The organism is Streptomyces sp. NPDC034111, assembly GCF_055575375.1.
Genome location: NZ_JBVIST010000003.1, coordinates 173,092 through 198,323 on the forward strand (window position 1 = coordinate 173,092; position 25,232 = coordinate 198,323).

Here is a 25,232-nt window from a genome sequence, read left to right on the forward strand (position 1 = left end):
TTCCGAGTACCCCGTAAGCGTCTCCGCTCAAGCGTCTCCGCTCATACGTCCCCAGGGGTGCCCGCAGGTATCTAGCAGGACGGTGCCGGGGGCCGGGAGAGGTCCGCTGCCTGGCGGGGGACGCCGGGGGTCTGGCGGCCGAAGGGGTACTCGCGCTCCAGGCGCCAGACCGCGTCCGCGCCCTGTTCGTAGAGGGCGAAGCCGCTGATCGTCCACGTCGCGGAGAAGTCCCTGAGCTCGGCCTGGGCGCGGTCCATGGCGTCCTCGGCGATGCCATGGGCGACGGTGACATGCGGGTGGTACGGGAACTGGAGCTCACGGGCGCAGGGGCCGGAGGCGGCGCGTACCCGGGCCTGGAGGGCGGTGCAGCCCGCCTCCCCCTCGGTGACCTTGACGAAGACGACCGGGGAGAGCGGGCGGAAGGTGTCGGTGCCTTCGAGGCGGAGCGGGAAGGGGCGGCTGCCGGCGGCGACCTCGGCGAGGTGGCGTTCGATGCCGGGCAGCGCGTCGGCGTGCACCTCCGTCGGCGGGAGGAGGGTGATGTGCGTGGGGATGCCGTGTGCGGCGGGGTCCCCGAAGCTCTCGCGTTTCCTCTGGAGGAAGCGGCCGTACGGCTCCGGGACCGCGATCGAAACGCCCAGCGTTACGGTCCCCACTGCGCTCTCCCTCCTGACGTGTGTGCGGCGCTCGCGCACCCTCCTAGTGTGCCGGGTGCGTGCCCCTCGCGGGGAACCTCCTCAGCCCTGTGACAAGCAGGCCCCTGGGCCCCGCGGGCGGCGGCCCGGGCCGGTGCGGTCCGCGCGGGCCGCCCGGGCGGGCCGCGCGGACCGTACGGTCAGTGCTTGGCCGGCAGCAGTCCGAGCCGGTCATAGGTGGTGGCGAGGGTCTCGGCGGCGACCGCCCTGGCCTTCTCCGCACCCTTGGCCAGGACCGAGTCCAGGGTCTCGGGGTCGTCCAGATATTCCTGCGTACGGTCCCGGAACGGTGTGACGAATTCGACCATCACCTCGGCGAGATCGGTCTTGAGGGCGCCGTACATCTTGCCCTCGTACTTCTGCTCCAGCTCCGGGATCGAGGCGCCGGTGAGGGTGGAGTAGATGGTGAGGAGGTTGGAGACGCCCGGCTTGTTCTCCGCGTCGTAGCGGATCACGGTGTCGGTGTCGGTGACCGCGCTCTTGACCTTCTTCGCGGAGGCCTTCGGCTCGTCGAGCAGGTTGATCAGGCCCTTGGCGCTGGAGGCCGACTTGCTCATCTTGGCCGAGGGGTCCTGGAGGTCGTAGATCTTCGCCGTCTCCTTGAGGATGTACGGCGCCGGGATCGTGAAGGTCTCGCCGTAGCGGCCGTTGAAGCGCTCGGCGAGGTCGCGGGTCAGCTCGATGTGCTGGCGCTGGTCCTCGCCCACCGGGACCTGATGGGCCTGGTAGAGCAGGATGTCGGCGACCTGGAGGATCGGGTAGGTGAACAGGCCGACGGAGGTGCGGTCGGCGCCCTGCTTGGCGGACTTGTCCTTGAACTGCGTCATGCGGGAGGCCTCGCCGAAGCCGGTGAGGCAGTTCATGACCCAGCCGAGCTGGGCGTGCTCGGGCACATGGCTCTGCACGAAGAGCGTGCAGCGCTCCGGGTCGAGGCCGGCCGCCAGCAGCTGGGCGGCGGCGATCCGGGTGTTGGCGCGCAGCTCCGCCGGGTCCTGCGGAACGGTGATCGCATGCAGGTCGACGACCATGTAGAAGGCGTCGTGGGACTCCTGGAGCGCCACCCACTGGCGCACCGCACCGAGGTAGTTACCGAGGTGGAAGGAGCCGGCGGTGGGCTGAATGCCGGAGAGTACACGCGGACGTTCTAGGGCCATGGCATCGATTGTCTCAGGTCGCGTGCGCTCTCCGGCGCGTGGTCGGGAATTCGACCGAGGGTGGCCGGATGGGGTCCCCGGCGGCGGACCGGACCCGCGGTGGCCGCGGCGGGCCCGGCCCGCGGCGGGGTCAGCCCGCGACCGGCAGGCCCGGCGCCGGATAGGCCGCCATCAGCTCGGCGACCTCCGTACGGATCACTGCCAGCGCCTCCTCGTCGCCCTTCGCCGCGGCCTGTACGCCCCGGTCGATCCACTCGGCGACCCGCGGCATCCGGTCCGTACCCAGTCCGCGGGAGGTGAGGGACGGGGTGCCGATGCGGATGCCGGAGGGGTCGAAGGGCTTGCGGGGGTCGAAGGGGACGGTGTTGTAGTTGACGACGATGCCGGCCCGGTCCAGGGCCTTGGCGGCGACCTTGCCGGGGACGTCCTTCGAGGTGAGGTCGATCAGCACCAGGTGGTTGTCGGTGCCGCCGGAGACCAGGTCGTAGCCGCGGGCCAGCAGCGCCTCGGCGAGGGCCTTGGCGTTGGCGACGACGGCGTGCGCGTAGTCACGGAAGGACGGGGCGGCCGCCTCGCGCAGGGCGACCGCGATGGCGGCGGTGGTGTGGTTGTGCGGGCCGCCCTGGAGGCCGGGGAAGACGGCCTTGTCGAGGGCCTTGGCGTGGCTCGCCCGGGACATCAGCATGGCGCCGCGCGGGCCGCGCAGGGTCTTGTGGGTGGTGGTGGAGATGACGTCCGCGTGCGGCACCGGGGAGGGGTGGGCGCCGCCGGCGATCAGCCCGGCGATATGCGCGATGTCGGCGACGAGGACCGCGCCGACCTCGCGGGCGATCTCGCCGAAGGCGGCGAAGTCGATGGTGCGCGGGACGGCCGTACCGCCACAGAAGATGATCTTCGGGCGTTCCTTGCGGGCGAGGTCGCGCACCTCGTCGAAGTCGATGAGCGCGCTGTCCGCGCGGACGCCGTACTGGACGCCGCGGAACCACGTCCCGGTCGCCGAGACGCCCCAGCCGTGGGTGAGGTGGCCGCCCATCGGCAGCGCCATGCCCAGCACGGTGTCGCCGGGCTCGGCGAAGGCGAGGTAGGCGGCGAGGTTGGCGGGCGAGCCGGAGTACGGCTGGACGTTGGCGTGTTCGACGCCGAAGACGGCCTTGGCGCGCTCGACGGCCAGCGTCTCGACCTGGTCGATGTTCTGCTGGCCTTCGTAGTAGCGACGGCCCGCGTACCCCTCGCTGTACTTGTTCTGGAGGACGGTGCCGGTGGCTTCCAGGACGGCGGCGGAGACGTAGTTCTCGCTGGGGATCAGTCGCAGCGTGTCGGCCTGGAGCCGCTCCTCGGCGCCGACCAGCGCGGCCAGTTCGGGGTCGACGGCGTGCAGGGCGGGGTGCGAAGGGGGAAGTGACATGGCGTCCTCCGGGGCGCTCGATCGGTTGGTCCGTCGGGTCCCGGGTGCCCAGGCGGGCGGCACCGCGTGATGGTGGCCGCACACCGCTTCCTCGGGGTCGCTTCCCCGTACGCCAGTCGCGATGCGCACCGCCGAGTCTAGACACCCCTGGACGTCCCCGCCCGCCCCGGCGCCGGGAACACCGACCGCCCGCGCGGCTTCCGAACCCACCACCCGCGCGGCAATATAGAGGGGCATATCGATGCATATGCCCCGTACGGCCTACCGAAACGGAGTCACGGTGACGTCCACGGAACGCAGCATCGCCGCCGCCGAAGCCCACAGCGCGCACAACTACCACCCGCTCCCCGTCGTCGTGGCCACCGCCGAGGGCGCCTGGATGACGGATGTGACCGGCCGGCGCTATCTGGACATGCTCGCCGGCTACTCCGCGCTGAATTTCGGGCACGGCAACCGCCGCCTGCTCGACGCGGCCAAGGCCCAGCTGGACCGGGTCACACTCACCTCACGGGCCTTCCACCACGACCGGTTCGCGGAGTTCTGCACGCGGCTGGCCGAGCTGTGCGGGATGGAGCTGGTGCTGCCGATGAACACCGGCGCCGAGGCCGTCGAGACCGCGCTGAAGACCGCCCGTAAGTGGGGCTACCGGGTCAAGGGCGTCCCGGACGGCCGGGCGAAGATCATCGTCGCGGAGAACAACTTCCACGGCCGCACGACCACCATCGTCTCCTTCTCCACCGACCCCGAGGCGCGCGCGGACTTCGGCCCGTACACCCCCGGCTTCGAGATCGTCCCCTACGGCGACCTGGCCGCGCTGGAGGCCGCCGTCGACGCCGACACCGTCGCCGTCCTCCTGGAGCCGATCCAGGGCGAGGCGGGCGTCCTGGTGCCGCCGCCGGGCTATCTGGCGGGCGTACGGGAGGTGACCCGGCGCCGGAACGTGCTGTTCATCGCCGACGAGATCCAGTCCGGCCTGGGACGTACGGGCCGGACCTTCGCCTGCGAGCACGAGGACGTGGTCCCTGACATGTACGTCCTGGGCAAGGCGCTGGGCGGCGGCGTGGTGCCGGTCTCCGCGGTGGTCTCCTCCCGCGAGGTGCTGGGCGTCTTCGCCCCCGGTGAGCACGGCTCGACCTTCGGCGGCAATCCGCTCGCCTGCGCCGTGGCCCTGGAGGTCATCGCGATGCTGCGGACCGGTGAATTCCAGCAGCGCGCAACGGAGTTGGGCGAGCATCTGCACAGCGAGCTGGGGCTGCTGGTGGGCGACGGCGCGGTGGACGCGGTACGCGGCCGCGGACTGTGGGCGGGCGTGGACATCAACCCCTCCCGCGGCACCGGACGCGCCGTCTCCGAGCAGCTGATGACGCGCGGCGTGCTGGTCAAGGACACCCACGGCGCCACGATCCGGATCGCCCCGCCGCTGGTGATCAGCAAGGAGGACCTGGACTGGGGGCTGGCGCAGCTGCGGGACGTACTGGAGGGATGAGACGGGGGCGAGCGTGCAGCGGGCGGTCGGCGGGCGAAGGGGCCCTGGCCGCTCGTTGCGCCATGTCCGGGGCCGGGGCTCGGGGCCCGACACGGGCCGTGCTCGTGCGCGTACCCGTCCCGAATCGGTGGAGCCGCAGGTGGATTTTCCCTGGCTGTCTATTTCACATTGACCGCGGCCCATGCCTTCTGGACGGCCGCATACTCACGGCTGGACGTTCCGTACAGCCCGGCAGCGGCTTTGAGAGTGCCGCTCCGGGCCTGCTTGAATCCGGTGGTCGAGTTGAACTGGGTGGTGAGCGCTTCGTACCAGATACGGGCCGCCTTGGTGCGGCCGATACCGGCGACTTTCCGGCCGTCGACGGTCGGGCTGTTGTAGGCCACCCCGTTGATGGTCTTCTTGCCGCTTCCCTCCGCCAGGAGGTAGAAGAAATGGTTGGCTATGCCGGCCTGGAAGTGGGTGTCGCCGTCCTGGCCGCTCCCGGGCTTCCAGAAGTCCGGCGACTTGCCGTCGCGTGACGGCTTGTCCATGTAGCGCACGGGGGCGGACTTTCCGTAGACCTTCTCTTCGAAGAGGTAGTCCGGGGGGTCGCTGGGGAGGTTCGCCTGGAATTCCACCATGGCGGCGAAGATGTCGGAGGTTGCCTCGTTGAGGGCATCCGACTCGGCAGAGTCGCCGAATTTCGCAGTGGCGTCGCTGACGAGGTGGGTGTATTCGTGAGCGACCGCGTCGAGCGACGTGACGGGCTTCTTGTTGTTCTTACCGTCGCCGAAGAACGCGGACATCGGGTCGTCGACGGCCTGAGCGTGACTGAAGTTCTTCTTGAAGTGCACGTACAGGGTGGGGCCCTTGTTGTCGCCACGCGGGCCGAGGCGGTGGAAGGTGTTCTTGAAGTAGTCCCAAGCCTGTTCGGCGGCGAAGTGGGCGTCAACCGCCGCCGACTCGCGGCTACTGGTGGTGCCGTTGCCCCATACGTTGTCCTTGCCGGTGAAGGGCTTGCTGAGCTCCAGGTCACCGAAGTACTCGTTGTTCAGGTAGTCCTTGATGGTCAGGCCACCCCGGGTGGGATCTGTGAGCTCGTAGCGGCCATTGCGCAGGCGAGTGGTGATCTCGACCGTGCCGACGCGTATGCCATGGCCCGTCGCGGTGGCACCGCCGGCGGTCTGAGCCGGCACCGGTGTCGGCCCTCCCGTGGCGGCAGTCGCCGGTCCGGCCATCGCCCCCGACGCAGCGAGCGCGGCGGTGGCCCCGACGACGGCGCTCATCTGCAGTGCGGCGCGCCTCCGGCGGCGATTGCGGGTGGATCGTGCACGATTCATGGGCTCCTCCACAGGGCCAAACGGCATGGGATACCGGGGCAGTGGCGCAGTGGCCCCGGGCGCCTTCAGCCACAGAGATGGCCGTAGCGCCCGCGCCGTTCCCGACAAACGCCGGCAAACCGTGGCGGCCCGCCACAGTGGGCTCAGCGGATCACGTGCGGGATGAACCGCGCGTACTCGTCGGTGACCGGCCCCGCCGACTCTCGGATGCCGAGCCCGGCCGCCTCGTCCTCCACGACCCAGGCGCCGAGGACGACACGGTTCCCGTCGAAGTCCGGCAGCGGTGCGAGCTCCTGATAGCAGCAGGGGTCCTCGCCTCCGCGCAGCACCGGCGCGGCACCCGGCTCGTGCAGGGTGACGCCGGCGCCCTCACGGCCGAGCAGCGGCTTGGCGGCGTAGCCGCGGGTACGAGCCAGTTCGCGCGGCCCGTCGAGGTAGGCGGGCAGCAGGTTCGGATGGCCGGGGAACAGCTCCCACAGGATCGCCAGCAGCGCCTTGTTGGAGAGCAGCATCTTCCAGGCGGGCTCGATCCAGAGGGTGGAGCCGGTGCCGCCGCCGTTGTCGAGCGTGTCCAGGACGTACGGGCCGAAGTCGTCGGTGGCCAGCCACTCCCACGGGTAGAGCTTGAAGCAGGCCCGTAGGAAACGCAGCCGCTGGTCGACGAAGCGGCCCGAGAGCCGGTCCCAGCCGATGTCCTCCACCGGGATGGCGACCGTCTCCAGGCCCGCCTGCTGCGCCGTCTCCTCCAGATACGCGACGGTCATCAGGTCCTCGCCGAGCTCATCGCCCGCGGAGTGCGCGAAGTGCAGCGGCGCACCGGGCGGCAGCAGCGTGGCCTGCCGTTTCCAGGCCGCCACCAGCCGCTCGTGCAGCGAGTTCCACTGGTCGGCGCCGGGGAAGCGCTCCTCCATCCAGAACCACTGGGGGCTGGCGGCCTCGACCAGCGAGGTCGGGGTATCGGCGTTGTACTCCAGCATCTTGGCCGGGCCGGTGCCGTCGTAGTGCAGATCGAACCGCCCGTAGAGGGAAGGCAGTTCATCCCGGCGGCGCCAGGACTCGGCGATCAGCCCGGCCAGCCGGGGGTCGTCGATGCCGAGATCGGCGAAGCGGTCGTGCTCGACGAGGTGCCCGGCCGCGGCCAGACACATCTCGTGCAGCTCCTCGACCACCGCCTCCAGCGCCTCGACCTCGGGGAGGGTGAAGGAGTAGTACGCGCTCTCGTCCCAGTACGGGCGCAGCGAATCGTCCGGGTAGCGGGTGAGCGGGTAGATCAGGCCCTGCGCCTCGACGGTCTGCTGCCAGCCGGGGCGCGGCTCGATGGTGTGGCGTTCCATGGCGCTGCCGCGTCCGCTCAGCCGCCGAAGGAGCCGTGCCGGCCGTGCGAGCCGGAGCCCGAACAGCCGAAACCGCCGCGGTTGACGGCCGTGGTCTTGCTGAAGGTGCCGTCGTCGGCGTACTTCCCCCCGGAGTTGCCCGGGTCGTAGTACCACTGGCCGTCGACGGGCTGCCGGCCCGTCCCGCCGCCGCGCCCGCTCTTGCCGTATCCGCCGCTCGTACCGCTACTCGTGGTGCCGCTCGTGGAGGACGAACCACCGCCCGCCGAGCAGTTCTTGGCGTCGACGATGCGATAGCCCTTGAGCGTGTCGTAGCTGTTGCGGTCCACGCAGCGCTTGTCGGGCTCGGACCCGCAGGACGTCAGGGCGGCGGCCAGCGCACCCATACCGCCCAGGATCACCGTGCTCGACCGCAGCCGCCGGCGTGCTTTCTCAGCCATCTTCTACTTCCCCCGTGTACGGACATCTGTGTGAACGGGCAGCAAGCTTAGGGGCACACGGCAAGGCGCCGGACCGCCCCCTCGGACGGCCCGGCGCTGTGCGGTTGATGAGTGAGTCGTTATGGATCGGAGTGGACGGTTAGATGACGGTGTGGGCGTCGGTGCCGGTGGAGGCAGCGAAGTTGGTGTCTCCCGTGTAGTTCGCCGTGACCGTGTAGTTGCCGGTGGTCAGCGGAGAGCTGGCCGTGGCGACACCGAGGATGTCCACGGTCCCGGTGAGGTTCACGGTCGTCACACCATCGGTGATGGTGAAGTTGACCGTGCCGGTCGGGACACCGCTGCCGGGCGGCACCGCCACCACCACGGCGGTGAAGACAACCGTCGCCCCGGACAGGGACGGGTCGGGGGCCGAGGTGACCGTGGTGAGCGTCGTGGCCTGGTTGACGGTGTGCGTGCCCGTCCCGCTGGAACCGGCGAAGTTGGCGTCTCCGCTGTACGTCGCCGTGACGTTGTGCGTACCTGCCTCCAGGGTGCTGGTGGTGACGGTCGCGACCCCCGCGACAACGGTGCCGGTCAGCGTGCCGCCCCCGCCACCGTCGATGACGAAGGTGACGGTGCCGGTCGGGCTGCCTGCCCCGGGCGAGTTGACGGCGACGGTCGCGGTGAACGTCACCAGCTCCCCGAACGCCGAGGGGTCGGGGGCGGAGGTGACGGTGGTGGTCGTGGACGCCTGGTTCACGGTGTGGGTGTCCGTGCCACTGGATGCGGTGAAGTTGGTGTCACCGCTGTAGGTCGCGGTAACCGGGTACGTCCCTGCGCCGAGTGCGCTGGTGCTGACGGTGGCCGTCCCCCCGGAGAGGGTGCCGACCAGCGTCGGACCACCGGTGATGACGAAGGTGACGGTTCCCGTGGGTGTGCCGGCACCGGGGGCGACGGGTGCGACGGTCGCCGTGAAGGTGACCGTCTCCCCGACCACGGTGGGGTCGGGCGACGAACTCACCGAGGTGGTCGTCGACGCCTGGTTCACGGTCTGGGTGTCCGCGCCGACGGAGCCGACGAAGTTCCCGTCACCGCCGTACGTCGCCGTGACGGTGTAAAGCCCGGCCGTCACAAGCCCGTTGGTGCTGACGCTGACCGTGCCGCCACTCAGGGTGCCGGTCAGGGTCACGGTCGTGACACCATCGGTGGCGACGAACGTGACCGTCCCGGTGGGAGTTCCCGCACCCGGAGACACCGGCGCAACGGTCGCGGTGAACGTCACCGTCTGCCCGACCACGGACGGGTCCGGAGACGTCGCGACCGCAGTGGTCGTCAAGGCCGGAGCCACCGTCTGGGTGTCCGTACCGCTGGAGCCGGTGAAGTTCCCGTCACCGCTGTACGTCGCCGTGACGGTGCTGATACCGACCGGGATGGCGCTCGTACTGACACTGGCCGTACCGCCCGAAAGCGTCGCCGTCAGCGTCGGACCACCGGAGACGACGAACGTCACCGTGCCGGTGGGAGTACCGGCCCCCGGAGACACCGGCGCAACGGTGGCCGTCAAGGTCACCGACTGACCGAACACCGACGGGTCGGGCGACGTCACGACCGCAGTGGTCGTCGACGCCTGATTCACCGTCTGCGTGTCCGTACCGCTGGAGCCGGTGAAGTTCCCGTCGCCGCTGTAGGTCGCCGTGACGGTGTAAGTCCCTGCGGTCACCAGGCCGTTGGTGCTGACGCTGGCCGTGCCGCCACTCAGCGTCCCGGTCGCGCTCACGGTCGTGACGCCATCGGTGGCGACGAACGTGACCGTCCCGGTGGGAGTTCCCGCACCCGGCGACACCGGCGCAACGGTGGCCGTGAAGGTCACCGTCTGGCCGACCACGGACGGGTCCGGAGACGTCGTGACCGCCGTGGTCGTCGACGCCTGGTTCACGGTCTGGGTGTCCGTACCGCTGGAGCCGGTGAAGTTACCGTCACCGCTGTACGTCGCCGTGACCGTGCTGGTACCGACCGGGATGGCGGTGGTGCTGACGGTCGCCGTGCCGCCCGAGAGCGTCGCCGTCAGCGTCGGACCGCCCGTCACCACGAAGGTGACCGTGCCGGTGGGAGTACCTGCGCCCGGCGACACCGGCGCGACAGTGGCCGTCAAAGTCACCGACTCACCGAACACCGACGGGTCGGGCGACGTCGCGACCGCAGTGGTCGTCGCCGCCTGGTTCACCGTCTGCGTGTCCGTACCAGTCGAGCCGATGAAGTTCCCATCACCGCCATACGTCGCGGTGACCGTGTAAGTCCCGGCCGTCACCAGCCCGTTGGTGCTGACGCTGACCGTGCCGCCGCTCAGGGTGCCGGTCAGGGTGACGGTCGTGACACCGTCCGTCGCGAGGAATGTCACCGTGCCGGTCGGCGTACCCGCGCCCGGCGCGACCGGAGTGACCGTGGCGCTGAAGGTCACTGTCTGGCCGACCACGGACGGGTCGGGCGACGTCACGACCGCAGTGGTCGTCAAAGCCGGAGCCACCGTCTGGGTGTCCGTACCGCTGGAGCCGGTGAAGTTGCCGTCACCGCTGTACGTCGCCGTGACCGTGCTGGTACCGACCGGGATGGCGCTCGTAGTGACGCTGGCCGTGCCGCCCGAAAGCGTCGCCGTCAGTGTCGGACCGCCGGAGACGGCGAACGTCACCGTGCCGGTCGGCGTGCCCGCGCCCGGAGGCACCGGAAGGACAGTCGCCGACAACGTCACCGGCTGCCCGAAGACGGACGGGTCAGGAGTGGTGGAGACCGTCGTGGTGGTCGCCGCCACGCCCACAATCTGGGTGTCCGCGCCGACGGAGCTGGTGAAGTTGCCGTCACCGCTGTACGTCGCGGTGACGGTGTAAACCCCGGCTGTCACCAGGCCGTTGGTGCTGGCGGTGGCGGTGCCGCCGCTCAGCGTGCCGGTCAGGCTCACGGTGGTCACGCCGTTGGTCACGAGGAAGGTGACCGTACCGGTCGGCGTGCCCGCACCCGGCGACACCGGCGCGACGGTCGCGGTGAAGGTCACCGTCTGACCGACCACGGACGGGTCCGGGGACGAGGTGACCGATGTGGTCGTCGCGGCCGGGGCCACGGTCTGGGTGTCCGCGCCGCTGGAGCCGGTGAAGTTGCCGTCACCGCCGTAGGTCGCGGTGACCGTGTAAACCCCGGCCGTCACCAGGCCGTTGGTGCTGACGGTGGCGGTGCCGCCGCTCAGCGTGCCGGTCAGGCTGACGGTGGTGACACCGTTGGTCGCGAGGAAGGTGACCGTGCCGGTGGGAGTGCCGGCGCCCGGGAGCACCGGGGCGACGGTCGCGGTGAAGGTCACCGTCTCGCCGACCAGGGAGGGGTCGGGAGAGGAGCTGACCACGGTGGTCGTGGTGGCCGGGGCGACCGTCTGGGTGTCCGTGCCGACCGAACCGGTGAAGTTGCCATCGCCGCCGTAGGTCGCCGTGACGGCGTAAACCCCGGCCGTCACCAGCCCGTTGGTGCTGACGGTGGCAGTGCCGCCGCTGAGCGTGCCGGTCAGGCTGACGGTGGTCACACCGTTGGTCACGAGGAAGGTGACCGTACCGGTCGGCGTACCCGCGCCCGGAGAGACCGGGGCGACCGTGGCGCTGAACGTCACCGTCGCGCCGACCACGGACGGGTCAGGAGATGAGGTGACCGATGTGGTCGTCGCGGCCGGGGCCACGGTCTGGGTGTCCGTGCCGCTGGAGCCGGTGAAGTTGGCGTCGCCGCTGTAGGTCGCGGTGACGGTGTGGGTGCCGACCGGCACCGCGCTGGTCGTGACGGTGGCCGTGCCGCCGGACAGGGTGCCGGTCAGCGTCGGGCCGCCGGAGACGACGAACGTCACCGTGCCGGTGGGGGTACCCGCGCCGGGCGCCACCGGTGTGACGGTGGCCGTGAAGGTCACCGGCTCTCCGAACAGCGACGGGTCCGGGGCGGATGTCACGGACGTTGTCGTCGAGGCCTGGCCCACCGTCTGGGTGTCCGTGCCGGTGGAGTTGAGGAAGTTGCCGTCGCCGCTGTAGGTCGCGGTGACGTTGTAAGTCCCGGCGGTCACCAGGCCGTTGGTGCTGACGGTGGCCGTGCCGCCGCTGAGCGTGCCGGTCAGGCTGACGGTGGTCACACCGTTGGTCGCGAGGAAGGTGACCGTACCGGTCGGTGTGCCCGCGCCCGGAGACACCGGCGCGACGGTCGCGGTGAAGGTCACCGTCTGACCGACCACGGACGGGTCCGGGGACGAGGTGACCGATGTGGTCGTCGACGCCTGGGTCACCGTCTGGGTGTCCGAGCCGCTGGAGCCGGTGAAGTTGGCGTCGCCGCTGTAGGTCGCCGTGACGGTGCTGGTACCGACCGGGATGGCGGTGGTGCTGACGCTCGCCGTACCGCCCGAGAGCGTCGCGGTCAGCGTCGGGCCGCCGGAGACGACGAACGTCACTGTGCCGGTGGGAGTACCGGCACCCGGAGAGACCGGCGCGACGGTGGCCGTCAGGGTCACCGATTCACCGAACACCGACGGGTCCGGAGACGTCGTGACCGCAGTGGTCGTCGACGCCTGGTTGACCGTCTGCGTGTCCGTGCCGACGGAACCGGTGTAGTTGCCGTCACCGCTGTAGGTCGCGGTGACGGTGTGCACTCCGGCGGTGAGGGCGGACGTGGTGACGGTGGCCGTTCCGCCGGACAGGGTGCCGGTCAGTGTCGGACCGCCGCTGATCACGAAGGTGACCGTGCCGGTCGGGGTGCCCGCGCCCGGGGAGACCGGGGCGACGGTGGCCGTGAAGGTCACCGGCTGTCCGACCACGGACGGGTCCGGGGAGGAGGTGACCGTCGTGGTCGTGGCTGCCGGGGCGACCGTCTGGGTGTCGGTGTCGCTGGAGCCGGTGAAGTTGCCGTCGCCGGCGTAGGTCGCGGTGACGGTGTAAACCCCGGCAGTGACCAGCCCGTTGGTGCTGACGGCCGCGACACCGGCGCCGTCCAGGGTCCCGGTGAGGTTCACCGTGGTGACCCCGTTGGTGATGGTGAACGCGACCGTGCCGGTCGGGACGCCGCCGCCGGGGGCCACCGGGCCCACGAAAGCGGTGAAGGTGACCGGCTGTCCGGTCACGGAGGGGTCGGGGAAGGAGGTGACCGTGGTGGTGGTCGATGCCTGGTTCACGGTCTGGGTGTCGGTGCCGCTGGAGCCGGCGAAGTTGGCGTCACCGCTGTAGGTCGCGGTGACGGTATGGGTACCGGCGCCGAGTGAGCTGGTCGTGACAGTCGCCGTACCGCCCGAGAGGGTCCCCGTCAGGGTGCCGCCCCCGGTCCCGCTGATGACGAAGGTGACCGTGCCGGTGGGGGTACCGGCGCCCGGGGAGACCGGTGCGACCGTGGCGGTGAACGTCACCGGCTGCCCGAAGAGCGACGGGTCGGGGGACGACGTGACCGTGGTGGTCGTCGCCGACTGGTTCACGGTCTGAGTGTCGGTGCCGCTGGAGCCGGCGAAGTTGGCGTCACCGCTGTAGGTCGCGGTGACGGTATGGGTACCGGCGGTCAGCGAGCTGGTCGTGACGGTCGCCGTACCGCCCGAGAGCGGCGCTGTCAGAGTGCCGCCCCCGGTCCCGCTGATGACGAAGGTCACCGTGCCGGTGGGGGTGCCCGCACCCGGGGAGACCGGTGCGACCGTGGCCGTGAACGTCACCGGCTGCCCGAAGACCGAGGGGTCGGGGGAGGACGTGACCGTGGTGGTCGTCGCCGACTGGTTCACCGTCTGGGTGTCCGAGCCGCTGGAGCCGGCGAAGTTGGCGTCACCGCTGTAGGTCGCGGTGACGGTATGGGTACCGGCGCCGAGTGAGCTGGTCGTGACAGTCGCCGTACCGCCCGAGAGGGTCCCCGTCAGGGTGCCGCCCCCGGTCCCGCTGATGACGAAGGTCACCGTGCCGGTGGGGGTACCGGCGCCCGGGGAGACCGGCGCGACCGTGGCGGTGAACGTCACCGGCTGCCCGAAGAGCGACGGGTCGGGGGACGACGTGACCGTCGTGGTCGTCGCCGACTGGTTCACCGTCTGAGTGTCGGTGCCGCTGGAGCCGGCGAAGTTGGCGTCACCGCTGTAGGTCGCGGTGACGGTATGGGTACCGGCGGTCAGCGAGCTGGTCGTGACGGTCGCCGTACCGCCCGAGAGGGTCCCTGTCAGGGTGCCGCCCCCGCCGCCGCTGATGACGAAGGTGACCGTGCCGGTGGGGGTGCCCGCACCGGGGGATACCGGCGCGACCGTGGCGGTGAACGTCACCGGCTGACCGAACACCGACGGGTCGGGGGACGAGGTGACCGTCGTGGTCGTCGCCGACTGGTTCACGGTCTGAGTGTCGGTGCCGCTGGAGCCGGCGAAGTTGGCGTCACCGCTGTAGGTCGCGGTGACCGTATGGGTACCGGCGGTCAGCGAGCTGGTCGTGACGGTCGCCGTACCGCCCGAGAGCGGCGCTGTCAGAGTGCCGCCCCCGCCGCCGCTGATGACGAAGGTCACCGTGCCGGTGGGGGTGCCCGCACCCGGGGATACCGGCGCGACCGTGGCGGTGAACGTCACCGGCTGACCGAACACCGAGGGGTCGGGGGACGAGGTGACCGTCGTGGTCGTCGCCGACTGGTTCACGGTCTGGGTGTCGGTGCCGCTGGAGCCGTTGAAGTTGGCGTCACCGCTGTAGGTCGCGGTGACGGTATGGGTGCCGGCGCCGAGTGAGCTGGTCGTCACGGTCGCCGTTCCGCCCGAGAGCGGTGCCGTCAGGGTGCCGCCCCCGGTCCCGCTGATGACGAAGGTGACCGTCCCGGTGGGGGTACCTGCGCCCGGGGAGACCGGCGCGACGGTGGCCGTGAAGGTGACCGGCTGCCCGAAGAGCGACGGGTCCGGGGACGAGGTGACCGTCGTGGTCGTCGAGGCCTTGTTGACGAGCTGGGAGTCGGTGCCGGTGGAGCTGTTGAAGTTGCCGTCGCCGCTGTAGGTGGCGGTGACCGCGTGCGAGCCGACGCTGAGGCTGCTGGTGGTCACGCTCGCCGTACCGCCCACGAGCGGCGCCGTCAGCGTCGGGCCGCCGGAGATGACGAAGGTCACCGTGCCGGTCGGGGTGCCCGCGCCTGGGAAGACCGGCGCGACGGTGGCCGTGAAGGTGACCGGCTGCCCGAACACCGACGGGTCCGGGGACGAGGTGACCGTCGTGGTCGTCGAGGCCTTGAGGACGAGCTGGGAGTCGGTGCCGGTGGAACTGAGGAAGTTGACGTCACCGCTGTAGGTGGCGGTGACCGCGTGCGGGCCCACGCTGAGGCTGCTGGTGGTCACGCTCGCCGTACCGCCCACGAGCGGCGCCGTCAGCGTCGGGCCGCCGGAGATGACGAAGGTCACCGTGCCGGTCGGGGTGCCCGGGCCGGGCGGGGAGGGGGAGACGGTGGCGGTAAAGGTGACCGGCTGGCCGAACACCGAGGGGTCGGGCGAGGACGTCACCGTGGTGATCGTCGATGCCATGCCCTGCACGGTCTGGGTGTCGGTCCCGGTGGACGCCGCGTAGTTGGTACTGCCGTTGTACGTGGCGGTGATGGTGTGGGTGCCGACGCTGAGGGTGCTGGTGGTGACGGTGGCGTTGCCGCCGATGAGCGGTGCCGTCAGGGTGCCGCCCCCGCCGCCGCCGATGACGAAGGTGACCGTGCCGGTCGGGGTGCCCGAGCCCGGCGCGACCGGCGCGACATGGGCGGTGAGGGTGACCGTCTGGCCGAAGAGCGAGGGGTCGGGGGACGAGGTGACGGTGGTGGTCGTGGAGGCCTGCACCACGGTCATCGAGGCGTAGCCGGTGGAGGGGGAGAAGTTGAAACTGCCGTTGTAGGTGGCCGATACGGTGTGGAAACCGACGCTCACGTTGTTGACGGTGACGGTCGCGGTGCCGCCGATGAGCGGCGCCGTCAGCGTCGGACCGCCGGAGACGGAGAAGGTCACGGTCCCGGTGGGTGTGCCCAGTCCGAGTGGGATCACGGTTGCGGTTAAGGTCACGGGTTGTCCGAAGACCGCCGGATTCGGCGCTGCGGACACCAACGTGAAGGTAAATGCCATGGTGCGGCCCTTCGTTGGGTGTGCGGAGGGCGGCGGGCCGATCGCCCCCCGCCGCGCCCGAAGAGCTACGGTGAGGCGACAACTTCCTGGAAGAGGTGAGAGCAGCCGGAGGCGCCTGGCTGCCGCGTACGAATGTCCCCCCGCCAGGTGGGCAAACCCGCCGATCGATAGCATCAGTAGGCGCGCCCTTCACTCGTACGCGCCATAGCCGCCCCCGCGTTTCGCCCGGATGGCGCAGCGCTCGGCGGTCCCCGCGTCACGCGAGGCGTGCTCCGCGGGCGTGGACATTGCGTGGACCGGCGCTGGGGCGCGGACGGTCGGTACAGTGCGTTGCCGGGCCGCCCCCGGGCCGTTGCCGGACCGTCGCCGGACCGTCGGCCCCCGGAGCCGGTCACGAGGGCCGGCCCCCAGTGGGAAGGGTGACGCCATGACCGACAGCACTCCGGTGCCCTCGCCCGGCGCGATACGGGGCGATCTGACGCTGCGCCGTCCCGCACCGTCGGACCATCCGCGCCTCCAGGTGGCGCTGGCCGACTGGTGGGGCGGGCTGGGCGGTGAAGCGGGCGCGCTACAACGGCAGTTGCTGGTGCCACGGCTGTTTCTCCAGCACTTCGCCGGCACCAGCCTTCTCGCCGAGCGCCCGGACGGGACCCTGCACGCGTTCCTGATCGGCTTTCTGTCCCAGACGGATCCGGAGACCGCCTACATCCACTTCGTGGGCGTGTGCCCGGAGGGCAAACGGAGCGGTGTCGGCAGGGCGCTCTACGAGCGGTTCTTCGCGCTGGCCGGGGAGGCCGGCCGCCGTCAGGTCCGGTGCATCACCAGCCCCAACAACCGCGACTCCATCGCGTACCACACCCGTATGGGCTTCCGTCTGGAGCCGGGCGACCGGTACGACGACGGGGTGCCGGTACAGACGGACTACGACGGGCCGGGGCTGGACCGGGTGTCGTTCGTCCGGGAGTTGTAGGGGGTGTCTTCCCGGTCATGCCGCCGCCCGGCAGGGTGACGGCCGCCGCGCGCTCGCCGGTCACTCCCCCGGCGGCAGTGCCCTGACCAGCGCGTCCAGGACGCCCGCGAAGGAGTGGTCGGGCGGGGTGCCGTAGGCGACGACCAGGGCGTCGCGGGGCGGCGAGGGGGCGGCGGGGTCGTGGAAGCTGCTGAGGCCTTCCAGGGCGAGGCCCTGCCAGCGGGCGGCCTGGACGATGGACTGTTCGGTGCCGGGCGGGAGTTCCAGTACGGCGTGGAGTCCGGCGGCGATGCCGGAGACCCGGACCTGGGGTGCGCGCTCGGCCAGCGCCGCGACCAGCTGGTCGCGGCGGCGCCGGTAGCGCAGCCGCATCCCGCGCAGATGCCGGTCGTAGGCGCCCGAGGAGATGAACTCGGCGAGGGTGAGCTGTTCCAGCTGCCCGGACTGCCATTCGCCGGCGCGTTTGACGGCGAGCAGCGGCTCGACGAGGCGGTCCGGCAGCACCATCCAGGCCAGCCGCAGTGCGGGGGCCAGGCTTTTGCTCGCGGTGCCCAGGTAGACGACGTGGTCGGGGTCCAGCCCCTGGAGCGCGCCGACCGGCTGGCGGTCGTAGCGGAACTCCCCGTCGTAGTCGTCCTCCAGGATGTAACCGCCGGTGGCGCGCGCCCAGTTGACGGCGGCGGCGCGGCGGTCGGGGTGCAGCGGGACGCCGGTGGGGAACTGGTGGGCGGGGGTGAGGAGGGCGGCCCGCAGGTCGTCGAGGGCGCACAGCTCCTCGGTGCGGGCGCCGTGTTCGTCGACGTCGAGGAGCACGGTGCGCAGACCGGCACGTTCGATGACGTCCCGGTGGAAGCCGAGGCCGTACGACTCGGTGGCCAGCCGGCCGGCGCCCAGCGTGCGGCTGAGCAGGGCCAGCCCCTGCATGAAGCCGGTGCACAGGACGATGCGGTCGGGGTCGGCGTGGACGCCGCGGGCGCGGGCCAGGTAGTCGGCGAGGACGGCGCGCAGTTCGGGCCGGCCGGCGGCGGGGCCGTAGCCGAAGGCGTCGCTGGGCGCGGCGGTCAGCGCACGGCGGGCGGCGGCGAGCCAGGCGGTGCGGGGGAAGGCGGAGACGTCGGGGGTGCCGGGGGTGAGGTCGAAGCGGGGCCGGCCGGCGGGGTGCGGGGTGCCGGTGCGGCGGGCGGGGGACGCGGTACGGGGCAGCGCCCTGTCGGCGACCCGGGTGCCGGAGCCCTGGCGGGCGCTGAGCCAGCCCTCCGCGACGAGTTCGGCGTAGGCGTCGGCGACCGTGTTACGGGCGATGCCGAGGTCGGCGGCGAGCGAGCGGGAGGACGGCAGCCGGGTACCGGGGGCCAGCCGCCCGGACCGTACGGCGTCGCGCAGCGCGCGCAGCAGGGCGGCCCGCAGGCCGCCGGGGCCGGTGAGGTCCAGATGCAGATCACGGCCGAAAGTGGCCCAGGAATCCTCCATGGAAGTGGACCATACCCCTGCGCCATTACCGCCGTAGCGTCGTAGCCATGACCACCGAGAACACACCCGCCACCGCACCGGGATCCGCACACCGGCACGGCCCCCGCCTCCACTGGGCGAAGCTCGCACCCGACGTCTACAAGGCCATGATCGCGCTGGATGCGGCGGCGAAGCAGGGACTGGACCCGGCGCTGGTCGAGCTGGTCAAGATCCGCGCCTCGCAGCTCAACCACTGCGCCTTCTGCATCGACATGCACATCAAGGACGCCCGTAAGGCCGGCGAGACCGAGGAGCGGATCTACCTCCTCAGCGCCTGGGAGGAGGCCGCCGGCTTCTACTCCCCCAAGGAACAGGCCGCCCTCGCCCTCACCGAAGCGATCACCCTGCTCACCGAGGGCTTCGTCCCCGACGCCGTCCACGACCGCGCCGCCGCCCACTTCGACGACGCCGAACTGGCCCGCCTGATCGCGCTGATCACCACCATCAACGCCTGGAACCGCTTCGGCGTCGCCACCCGTATGAGCCCGGGGCAGGCATGACCACCACCGAGACCTCCCCCCGGCTGCCCATGGGCGGTGCGCTGTGACGGCCGCGGCGCTGCGCGCCCTGCACCACGGCCCCGGCCTGCCGCTGGTCCTGCCCGGCCCCTGGGACGCGGCCAGCGCCAAGGTGTTCGCTGATGCCGGTTTCCCGGCCCTGGCCACCCCCAGTGCGGGCATCGCGGCCTCCCTCGGATACGAGGACGGGCAGACCCCGCCGGACGAGATGTTCGCCGCCATCGCCCGCATCACCCGGGCCGTGGACATCCCGGTCTCCGCGGACGTCGAGGCCGGATACGGCCTGTCCGCGAGGGAGTTGACCGGGCGGCTCGCGGACGCCGGCGCGGTGGGCTGCAATCTGGAGGACACCGACCCGGTCACCGGCACCCTGCGCGACGCCCAGCAGCAGGCTGACTGGCTCGCCCGGGTACGGGCCGAGGCGGGCGACGCCCTCGTCATCAATGCCCGCATCGACACCTATCTGTGCGGCGTGCCGGACGAGGAAGAGACGGTACGCCGCGGCCGCCTCTACGCCGAGGCGGGCGCCGACTGTGTCTACCCCTTGGCCGCCCCGCCCGGCCAACTGGCCGCCCTGGCCGCCGCCATCGGTCTTCCGGTCAACGCGGTGGTCCTGCCGGACGGCCCCACGCCCCGCGAACTCGGCGCCCTCGGCGCCTCCCGGATCACCTTCGGCGGGGGCCTCCAGCACCACGCCATGGCGGCCGTCGCGGAGCGGGCGCGGCGGCTGCGGGAGGACCTGACGGCGCGGGGCTGACCGACCCCCGGAGCCGGCCGGTGCGGGCGTACCGGGATCGTCCGCGCCGGCCGTCACCGCTCGTCGGTTCCCGGGACCTTGGCCGTGCTGAGAGCGAGACGGTTCCAGGTGTTGATGGTGAAGATCAGGGCGAGCAGCCGGGCCAGTTCACCGTCATCGAAGTGGGCGGCCGCCTTCTCGTACACGTCGTCCGGTACACCCCCGTCCGAGATCAGGGTGACGGCCTCGGTGAGCGCAAGGGCCGCCCGTTCCTTCGCGGTGAAGAAGTGCGGCGCCTCCTGCCAGACGGCGACCATGTGCAGCCGCTCCTCGCTCTCGCCGGCCTTACGGGCGTCGGTGGTGTGCATATGCAGGCAGTAGGCACACTTGTTGAGCTGGGAGGACCGGATCTGGACCAGCTCCACCAGGGCCGGGTCCAGCCCCTCGCGGGCCGCGGCGTCGAAGCCGATGAGGGCCTTGAAGGCCTTGGGGGCGGCCTGGGCGAAGTTCATCCGGGGGCCGCGGACCGCTGCGTCGTCGCTGTGCTGTGCGTTCGTCATGCCTCGAATCTAGAAGCACAAGCGACCGCCTGTAGGGTGCATTTCTGTGCAGAAATCATGGGTCAATTACGCGGAGAGCCTGGGCGCCGATCTGCATCTGGAGCTGACCGGCACCGGCGGCCGCCGCGCCGCCCTGATCCGCGCACTGCGCGACGCGGTACGGTCCGGGCGCCTCGCCCCCGGCACCCGGCTGCCGCCCTACCGCTCCCTCGCCGCCGACCTCGGCATCGCCCGCAACACGGTCGCCGATGCCTACGCCGAACTCGTCGCGGAGGGCTGGCTCAGCGCCCGCCAGGGCTCCGGTACCCGCGTCGCCCACCGTGCCGAGCCGCTGACGCCCGGCCGCGCCCCTTCCCTGCGGGTACCGGCGGCCCGGCCCGCGCACAACCTCCTCCAGGGGCAGCCGGATGCCGCCTCGTTCCCCCGCACCGCCTGGCTGGCGGCCGCCCGCCGGGCGCTGACCGCCGCCCCCCACGACGCCTTCGGCCCCGGCGATCCCCGCGGCCGCCCCGAGCTGCGCCGCGCCCTCACCGACTATCTGGCCCGCACCCGCGGCGTCCGCACCGACCCGGACCGCATCGTCATCTGCTCCGGCTTCGCCCACGCCCTGCGCCTGCTCTTCCCCGCCGTCCTCCCCGGCCCCCTCGCCGTCGAGTCCTACGGCCTCCCCTTCCACCGCCGCCTGCTGACCACGGCAGGCATCCACACCCACCCCCTCACGCTCGATCAACACGGCGCCGACACCGAGCAGTTGGCGACCCTCGACGGCATCCGTGCGGCTCTGCTCACCCCGGCCCACCAGTTCCCCACCGGCGTCCCACTGCACCCCGACCGGCGCGCAAGCATCATCAACTGGGCGCGCACCACGGACAGTTATCTGATCGAGGACGACTACGACGGCGAATTCCGCTACGACCGACGGCCGGTCGGCGCGCTCCAGGGCCTGGACCCGGAGCGCGTCATGCACATCGGCTCGGTCAGCAAGAGCCTGTCTCCGGCGGTGCGGCTGGGCTGGATGGTGCTGCCCGCCCCGCTGGTCGACGCCGTACTGGCGGTCAAGGGCGAACGCGAGGCCTGGGCGGGCGTCACCGACCAGCTCACCCTCGCCGGGTTCATCTCCTCGGGCGCCTACGACCGTCATATCCGCCGGATGCGGCAGCGCTACCGCCGGCGCCGCGACCAGCTCGTCGAAGCGGTCACCACACACGCCCCGTACCTGCGGGTGACCGGCATCGCCGCCGGACTGCACGCCGTCCTCCAACTCCCCGACCACGCCTCCGACTCCGACGAACGCGCCGCACTGCGCGCCGCCCGCTTCCAGGACCTGGCCCTGGACGGCCTGTCGGACTACCGCCACCCCGACGCCACCATGCCGCCCCGGTACGGCCTGGTGGCCGGCTACGCGACCCCGACGGAGAGCGCCTTCCCCGCAGCCCTGGCGGCCCTGTGCCGGGCGCTGCCGCCGGGAGCGTAGCGGTCTTCTTGTACGGGGCGGCTCGGGGTCGGTGTCACCGGACCCGTCCCCGCGCCTGTGCGCTGCCGCCATGTCGGCGGGCCCAGTGCTGTCTCATAGGACACATCACGGCCCCCTCCTGGGCATCGGGAGGGGGCTCTTGCGTTGCCGCGTATGCGCTTAGAGGGAGAAGTCCCCCGCCTGTACGCCAGCAACGAACGCTGACCACACGGCCGGCTCGAACATCAGGGCCGGGCCGTTCGGGTTCTTGCTGTCCCGGACGGGAACGATGCCGTGGGCGCACTCATGCGCCGGGGACCACTCCACACAGTTGCCACCGTCTTGGCTGCTGTAGCTGGACTTGACCCAGGGGTGGGGCAGGGGGGTCACGATGCCTCCATAAGCTTTCGGATCATGCGGGCGGACGCGTCACGCGAGAGAGCTAAAGCGGTGAGTACATCGTAGGACCGGGATAGGTTGCGCACCGCTGACGGTTCATCGATGATCGCGCCCGACCTGATGCCTTCCGTGTAGATCACGGGTGGCCCGTCCGAGGTGGTCAGAATCGACATGGATCCGTCCATCAGCCCGTGAGTTCCTGCTGAAAGCGGGAGCACTTGCAACACGGTGGTGGGCTGGGTGCCGTGGGTGAGAAGCGCGGACAGCTGTTCCCGCATGACCTCCGGGCCTCCAACGGTCCGTCGGAGCACCGACTCACAGATGATGACAGAGAAGTCCGGCGGAGAGCTTCCTTTGAGCACGTCCTGGCGGGCCAGCCGGTGGTGAACCCTCTTCGCCAACTCCTCATCAGTGGCCCGCGGATCACCTTCCCGGAAGAGTGAATGGGCATAGCCGGCTGTTTGAAGGAGTCCAGGCACAACAGTCGGCGACCATTCGGCGATAGCTATGGCCCTGGGCTCCAGCTTGATCCGCTTCCGGGAGTGCTCCGGGAAGGACTGGGCGGTGATTTCCTCGTACAGCCGCTTGAACAGGCCGTCCGTCGAGAAGACCTGGTCCAACAGGGGCGGGAGGTCCGTGGGGATGGGTCCCGCGCACGTCTCCACGCGGCTGATGGCACTCTTTGACCTGCGGGTCATCTTCGCCAGTTGAGTCTGGCTCAGGGGTCCTTGCGGGTGCAGCTCCCGGCCGCTCCGGCACTCTTCAGCGAACTGCTTGCGTGGGTCGTCTGCGCTCTGTGCGCCCCCTGTCGCGCCCCCGGTAAGGCCCATAACTCCCCCTGACCATTGACGTGGTCACGTGCGGTCGTGGCGTCGTTTACGCCGGTCAACGGCATGTGCATATGCCGGACTGACCAACGCCCAGGTTGGGCGTTGAATCCCTCCTCACAGTACAGATTTCTGCCCCACTCTTGTCACCAACCAACAGCACACAGTGAGGGGTTCGGATGGCTGAGCACTGCGCTCCGGCGTCCACCGACGACGTGGCGAAGGGAGTGGCCATACCTGAAGGCGACTCCGGGCACCCCGCGCCGGACACCGCGACGTTCGCTCCGTGGATTCCGCTTCCTGTCGATATCCCGCGGGGCCCGTACACCCGGCCGACGCGTGAAGTCCTGGAACGGCATGTTGCCGGACTGAGGCAGATGCGCGATGAGTGGGAGTGAGAACGCCTTGGAGAGCCGTGCGTTGGGCGGACGGGAGCTGGAGCCTGTCGCCGTCCCTGGGTGCGACGTGTGCCAGTCCTGCGACCGGGAGAGGGAGCTCGCCCGCCGGGACGGGCGTCTGCTGACCGTCCGGAGCTGTAACGCCGTGATCGCGGGCCATCCGCACGGAAGGGAGGTTCAGACATGACGGTGGACCTGGAGTGGCCCCCGGGCCTTGTCTGGGGCGTGCCGTGAGCTGCACGGCGTGCACTGAGCTGGAACGTGAGTTGGAGGCGGCCGAAAAGGCCGGCGACCTGACCAAAGCGGTTGACTGCCGCGTATTGCTCCGGCGTCACCCGCAGCATGACGGGGAGCCCGTGGCGATCGGTGCACTCCCGCAGATGAGGGACAACGAGAAATGAGCAGACCACTTGGCGCCCGTAAGCCGAGGGGTGACCTGAAGAAGACCGCTCTGGTGGTCAAGGACGAGCGGAGCGCGGGCGAGCAACGCGCCGAGAAGGCAGACCTGTTGAGCCGCATACGGGAACGTATCCACGGCAAAGCGGCGGCAGCCGATCAGACCAACCGCTGAGTGAGAGAACCCGGAGGAAGAGTGGTCAGGATCCTTTCGAACGACGGTGGCGACAAGCTCCCGGGGAAGCCGTACCCCGGCCCGCATCAGCCCCCGTCCCCGGACGGTGGTCCCGGTGTCCCCAACCCGCCCAAGGTTGCCTGACCAGTGACCACCGACGCGCACAAGGAGCCCTCCGGCCTGGACAAGCTGGGGCGTGCCCTCATGGCTTCCGGGGCCCTCTCCGCGGACTGGGCCCCCTCGTACGCGGCCGTTCCTCGTTCCGCTGTGCTGCCGGATCTCATGTGGCCCTTCGACATGGTGGCCGGCCGGAGCGTGGCCGTTTCCAGGGCGGAGGACCCCGTCAGGTGGCAGGAGTACGCGGACTCCGACGTACCGGTCGTCACGCAATGGGACGACGGGAAGCACACCGGCACCGAGCCGGGGCACGTTCCGACCAGCTCGGCGTCCATGCCCTCCGTGGTGTTCCGGATGCTCCAGGTCCTGGATCTCCGGTCCGGCCACAAGGTGCTGGAGATCGGCACCGCCACCACCTGGAATGCGTTGCTCATGGCCCACCGTGCGGGGCCGGGGTGCGTGACCACGGTCGAGGTGGACCGGGCGGTGGCGACGGCCGCCATGGCGACGGTGGAGCGGCGGGGAAGCCCCGTTCGCGTCGTCCACGGCGACGGGTTCCAGGGATACCTGGAAGGGGCGCCGTATGACCGGGTCATCGCCACGTGCGGAATCCGGTCCATCCCGTTCGCGTGGGTGGAGCAGTGCCGGCCCGGCGGGATCGTCGTGGTCCCGTGGGGGACGAACTACAGCCATGCCGACGCGGTGGCCCGCCTGGTGGTGGCGCCGGACGGTCGGAGCGCGACCGGCAGGTTCACCGGTCCCGTGGAGTTCATGAAGCTCCGGTCCCAGCGGTTCGGCCCCCGGGCTCACGCGGAGTACGTCACGGGGAGTGTGGCGGACGGCGACGAGTCGTCCACGACGGTCACCGAAGCGGAGCTCGTCGGGGAGCAATTCGGCCCGGAGCGGTTCGCCATGGGCCTCCGGGTCCCCCGGTGTTCGCACCTCGTGGCGGAGAAGAGCGACGGGGCGCGTCCGGTCTGGTTCTACGGCCTGAGTGACCACTCTTGGGCGTGCGTGATGTTCCGCGACGGGGACACGGCCCGCGTGTGGCAGGCCGGCCCCCGTCGCCTCTGGGACCAGGTGGAGGACGCCTTCCGCTGGTGGTGCCGGCGCGGGAGGCCGGACCACACCCGGTTCGGTCTGACCGTCACCGCCCAGGGCGAACGGGTGTGGCTGGACGATCCGGCCGACTCCTGGGCCGTGTGAGACCGGCCCTGTCCCGCCCCGGCCGTGCGGTGCCCCCGCGGTGCACGGACGGGGCCTGTGCCAT

General features: G+C 70.9%; 18 protein-coding genes and 1 riboswitch. Of the genes, 7 read left to right on the forward strand and 11 right to left on the reverse strand.

Annotation, left to right across the window (positions count from 1 at the left end; translation table 11 throughout):
• Positions 1 to 71: 71 nt before the first annotated feature.
• The 3 genes from ACZ55A_RS10190 to ACZ55A_RS10200 form a co-directional block, all read right to left on the reverse strand.
• A complete protein-coding gene (locus ACZ55A_RS10190) occupies positions 72 to 656 on the reverse strand; it encodes a 2'-5' RNA ligase family protein (protein ID WP_468836995.1) in 585 nt (194 codons plus the stop codon).
• 179 nt (positions 657 to 835) lie between these two features.
• Positions 836 to 1,849 (reverse strand): tryptophan--tRNA ligase, encoded by a 1,014-nt coding sequence (trpS, locus tag ACZ55A_RS10195; protein WP_468836997.1) that lies wholly within the window; start codon positions 1,847 to 1,849, stop codon positions 836 to 838.
• A 130-nt stretch (positions 1,850 to 1,979) separates the two neighbouring features.
• Positions 1,980 to 3,254 carry a serine hydroxymethyltransferase gene (locus tag ACZ55A_RS10200; protein ID WP_468837000.1) on the reverse strand — a complete coding sequence of 425 codons (1,275 nt, stop codon included), beginning with the start codon at positions 3,252 to 3,254 and terminating at the stop codon, positions 1,980 to 1,982.
• Between the two features lie 39 nt (positions 3,255 to 3,293).
• Positions 3,294 to 3,384, reverse strand: a riboswitch (ZMP/ZTP riboswitch).
• 117 nt (positions 3,385 to 3,501) lie between these two features.
• Between ACZ55A_RS10200 and rocD the strand changes: the two genes are divergently transcribed.
• Complete coding sequence (rocD, locus tag ACZ55A_RS10205) at positions 3,502 to 4,740, forward strand: ornithine--oxo-acid transaminase (RefSeq protein WP_468837917.1); 1,239 nt, start codon at positions 3,502 to 3,504, stop codon at positions 4,738 to 4,740.
• Between the two features lie 158 nt (positions 4,741 to 4,898).
• On the opposite strand, the gene ACZ55A_RS10210 is transcribed toward rocD, so the two are convergent.
• The 4 genes from ACZ55A_RS10210 to ACZ55A_RS10225 form a co-directional block, all read right to left on the reverse strand.
• A complete protein-coding gene (locus tag ACZ55A_RS10210) occupies positions 4,899 to 6,059 on the reverse strand; it encodes a M4 family metallopeptidase (RefSeq protein ID WP_468837002.1) in 1,161 nt (386 codons plus the stop codon).
• A 143-nt stretch (positions 6,060 to 6,202) separates the two neighbouring features.
• Positions 6,203 to 7,393, reverse strand: coding sequence for a glutathionylspermidine synthase family protein (locus ACZ55A_RS10215; RefSeq protein ID WP_468837005.1), 1,191 nt, complete (start codon positions 7,391 to 7,393; stop codon positions 6,203 to 6,205).
• A 17-nt stretch (positions 7,394 to 7,410) separates the two neighbouring features.
• The gene (locus ACZ55A_RS10220; RefSeq protein WP_468837008.1) at positions 7,411 to 7,833 is read right to left on the reverse strand and encodes a hypothetical protein; all 423 of its coding nucleotides are present in this window, start codon (positions 7,831 to 7,833) and stop codon (positions 7,411 to 7,413) included.
• A 139-nt stretch (positions 7,834 to 7,972) separates the two neighbouring features.
• Positions 7,973 to 16,078, reverse strand: a complete 8,106-nt coding sequence (locus ACZ55A_RS10225) for an Ig-like domain repeat protein (protein ID WP_468837011.1) — start codon at positions 16,076 to 16,078, stop codon at positions 7,973 to 7,975.
• Positions 16,079 to 16,331: 253 nt separating this feature from the next.
• On the opposite strand from ACZ55A_RS10225, the gene ACZ55A_RS10230 reads away from it, so the two are divergent.
• Positions 16,332 to 16,874, forward strand: coding sequence for a GNAT family N-acetyltransferase (locus ACZ55A_RS10230; protein ID WP_468837014.1), 543 nt, complete (start codon positions 16,332 to 16,334; stop codon positions 16,872 to 16,874).
• 60 nt (positions 16,875 to 16,934) lie between these two features.
• On the opposite strand, the gene pdxR (ACZ55A_RS10235) is transcribed toward ACZ55A_RS10230, so the two are convergent.
• Positions 16,935 to 18,344, reverse strand: a complete 1,410-nt coding sequence (gene pdxR, locus ACZ55A_RS10235; protein ID WP_468837016.1) for a MocR-like pyridoxine biosynthesis transcription factor PdxR — start codon at positions 18,342 to 18,344, stop codon at positions 16,935 to 16,937.
• A gap of 47 nt (positions 18,345 to 18,391) precedes the next feature.
• Here pdxR (ACZ55A_RS10235) and ACZ55A_RS10240 point away from each other — a divergent pair, with 47 nt between their 5' ends.
• Positions 18,392 to 18,883, forward strand: a complete 492-nt coding sequence (locus ACZ55A_RS10240) for a carboxymuconolactone decarboxylase family protein (protein WP_468837018.1) — start codon at positions 18,392 to 18,394, stop codon at positions 18,881 to 18,883.
• A 43-nt stretch (positions 18,884 to 18,926) separates the two neighbouring features.
• Positions 18,927 to 19,658: an isocitrate lyase/PEP mutase family protein gene (locus tag ACZ55A_RS10245; RefSeq protein WP_468837021.1), complete on the forward strand. Its 732-nt coding sequence runs from the start codon at positions 18,927 to 18,929 to the stop codon at positions 19,656 to 19,658.
• Between the two features lie 53 nt (positions 19,659 to 19,711).
• Here ACZ55A_RS10245 and ACZ55A_RS10250 read toward each other — a convergent pair whose 3' ends face one another.
• Positions 19,712 to 20,197 carry a carboxymuconolactone decarboxylase family protein gene (locus ACZ55A_RS10250; protein ID WP_468837024.1) on the reverse strand — a complete coding sequence of 162 codons (486 nt, stop codon included), beginning with the start codon at positions 20,195 to 20,197 and terminating at the stop codon, positions 19,712 to 19,714.
• Positions 20,198 to 20,243: 46 nt separating this feature from the next.
• Between ACZ55A_RS10250 and pdxR (ACZ55A_RS10255) the strand changes: the two genes are divergently transcribed.
• Complete coding sequence (gene pdxR / locus ACZ55A_RS10255) at positions 20,244 to 21,671, forward strand: MocR-like pyridoxine biosynthesis transcription factor PdxR (RefSeq protein ID WP_468837026.1); 1,428 nt, start codon at positions 20,244 to 20,246, stop codon at positions 21,669 to 21,671.
• Between the two features lie 159 nt (positions 21,672 to 21,830).
• On the opposite strand, the gene ACZ55A_RS10260 is transcribed toward pdxR (ACZ55A_RS10255), so the two are convergent.
• Positions 21,831 to 22,040 carry a DUF397 domain-containing protein gene (locus tag ACZ55A_RS10260; RefSeq protein WP_468837029.1) on the reverse strand — a complete coding sequence of 70 codons (210 nt, stop codon included), beginning with the start codon at positions 22,038 to 22,040 and terminating at the stop codon, positions 21,831 to 21,833.
• Complete coding sequence (locus tag ACZ55A_RS10265; RefSeq protein ID WP_468837031.1) at positions 22,037 to 22,747, reverse strand: DUF5753 domain-containing protein; 711 nt, start codon at positions 22,745 to 22,747, stop codon at positions 22,037 to 22,039. Before ACZ55A_RS10265 ends, ACZ55A_RS10260 begins: the two co-directional genes overlap by 4 nt.
• Positions 22,748 to 23,671: 924 nt before the next feature.
• Here ACZ55A_RS10265 and ACZ55A_RS10270 point away from each other — a divergent pair.
• Both ACZ55A_RS10270 and ACZ55A_RS10275 read left to right on the forward strand, forming a co-directional pair.
• Entirely contained in the window at positions 23,672 to 23,845 is a 174-nt protein-coding gene (locus ACZ55A_RS10270; RefSeq protein WP_468837034.1) for a hypothetical protein, read from the forward strand.
• 147 nt (positions 23,846 to 23,992) lie between these two features.
• The gene (locus ACZ55A_RS10275) at positions 23,993 to 25,168 is read left to right on the forward strand and encodes a methyltransferase domain-containing protein (protein WP_468837037.1); all 1,176 of its coding nucleotides are present in this window, start codon (positions 23,993 to 23,995) and stop codon (positions 25,166 to 25,168) included.
• The last annotated feature ends 64 nt before the right edge of the window (positions 25,169 to 25,232 follow it).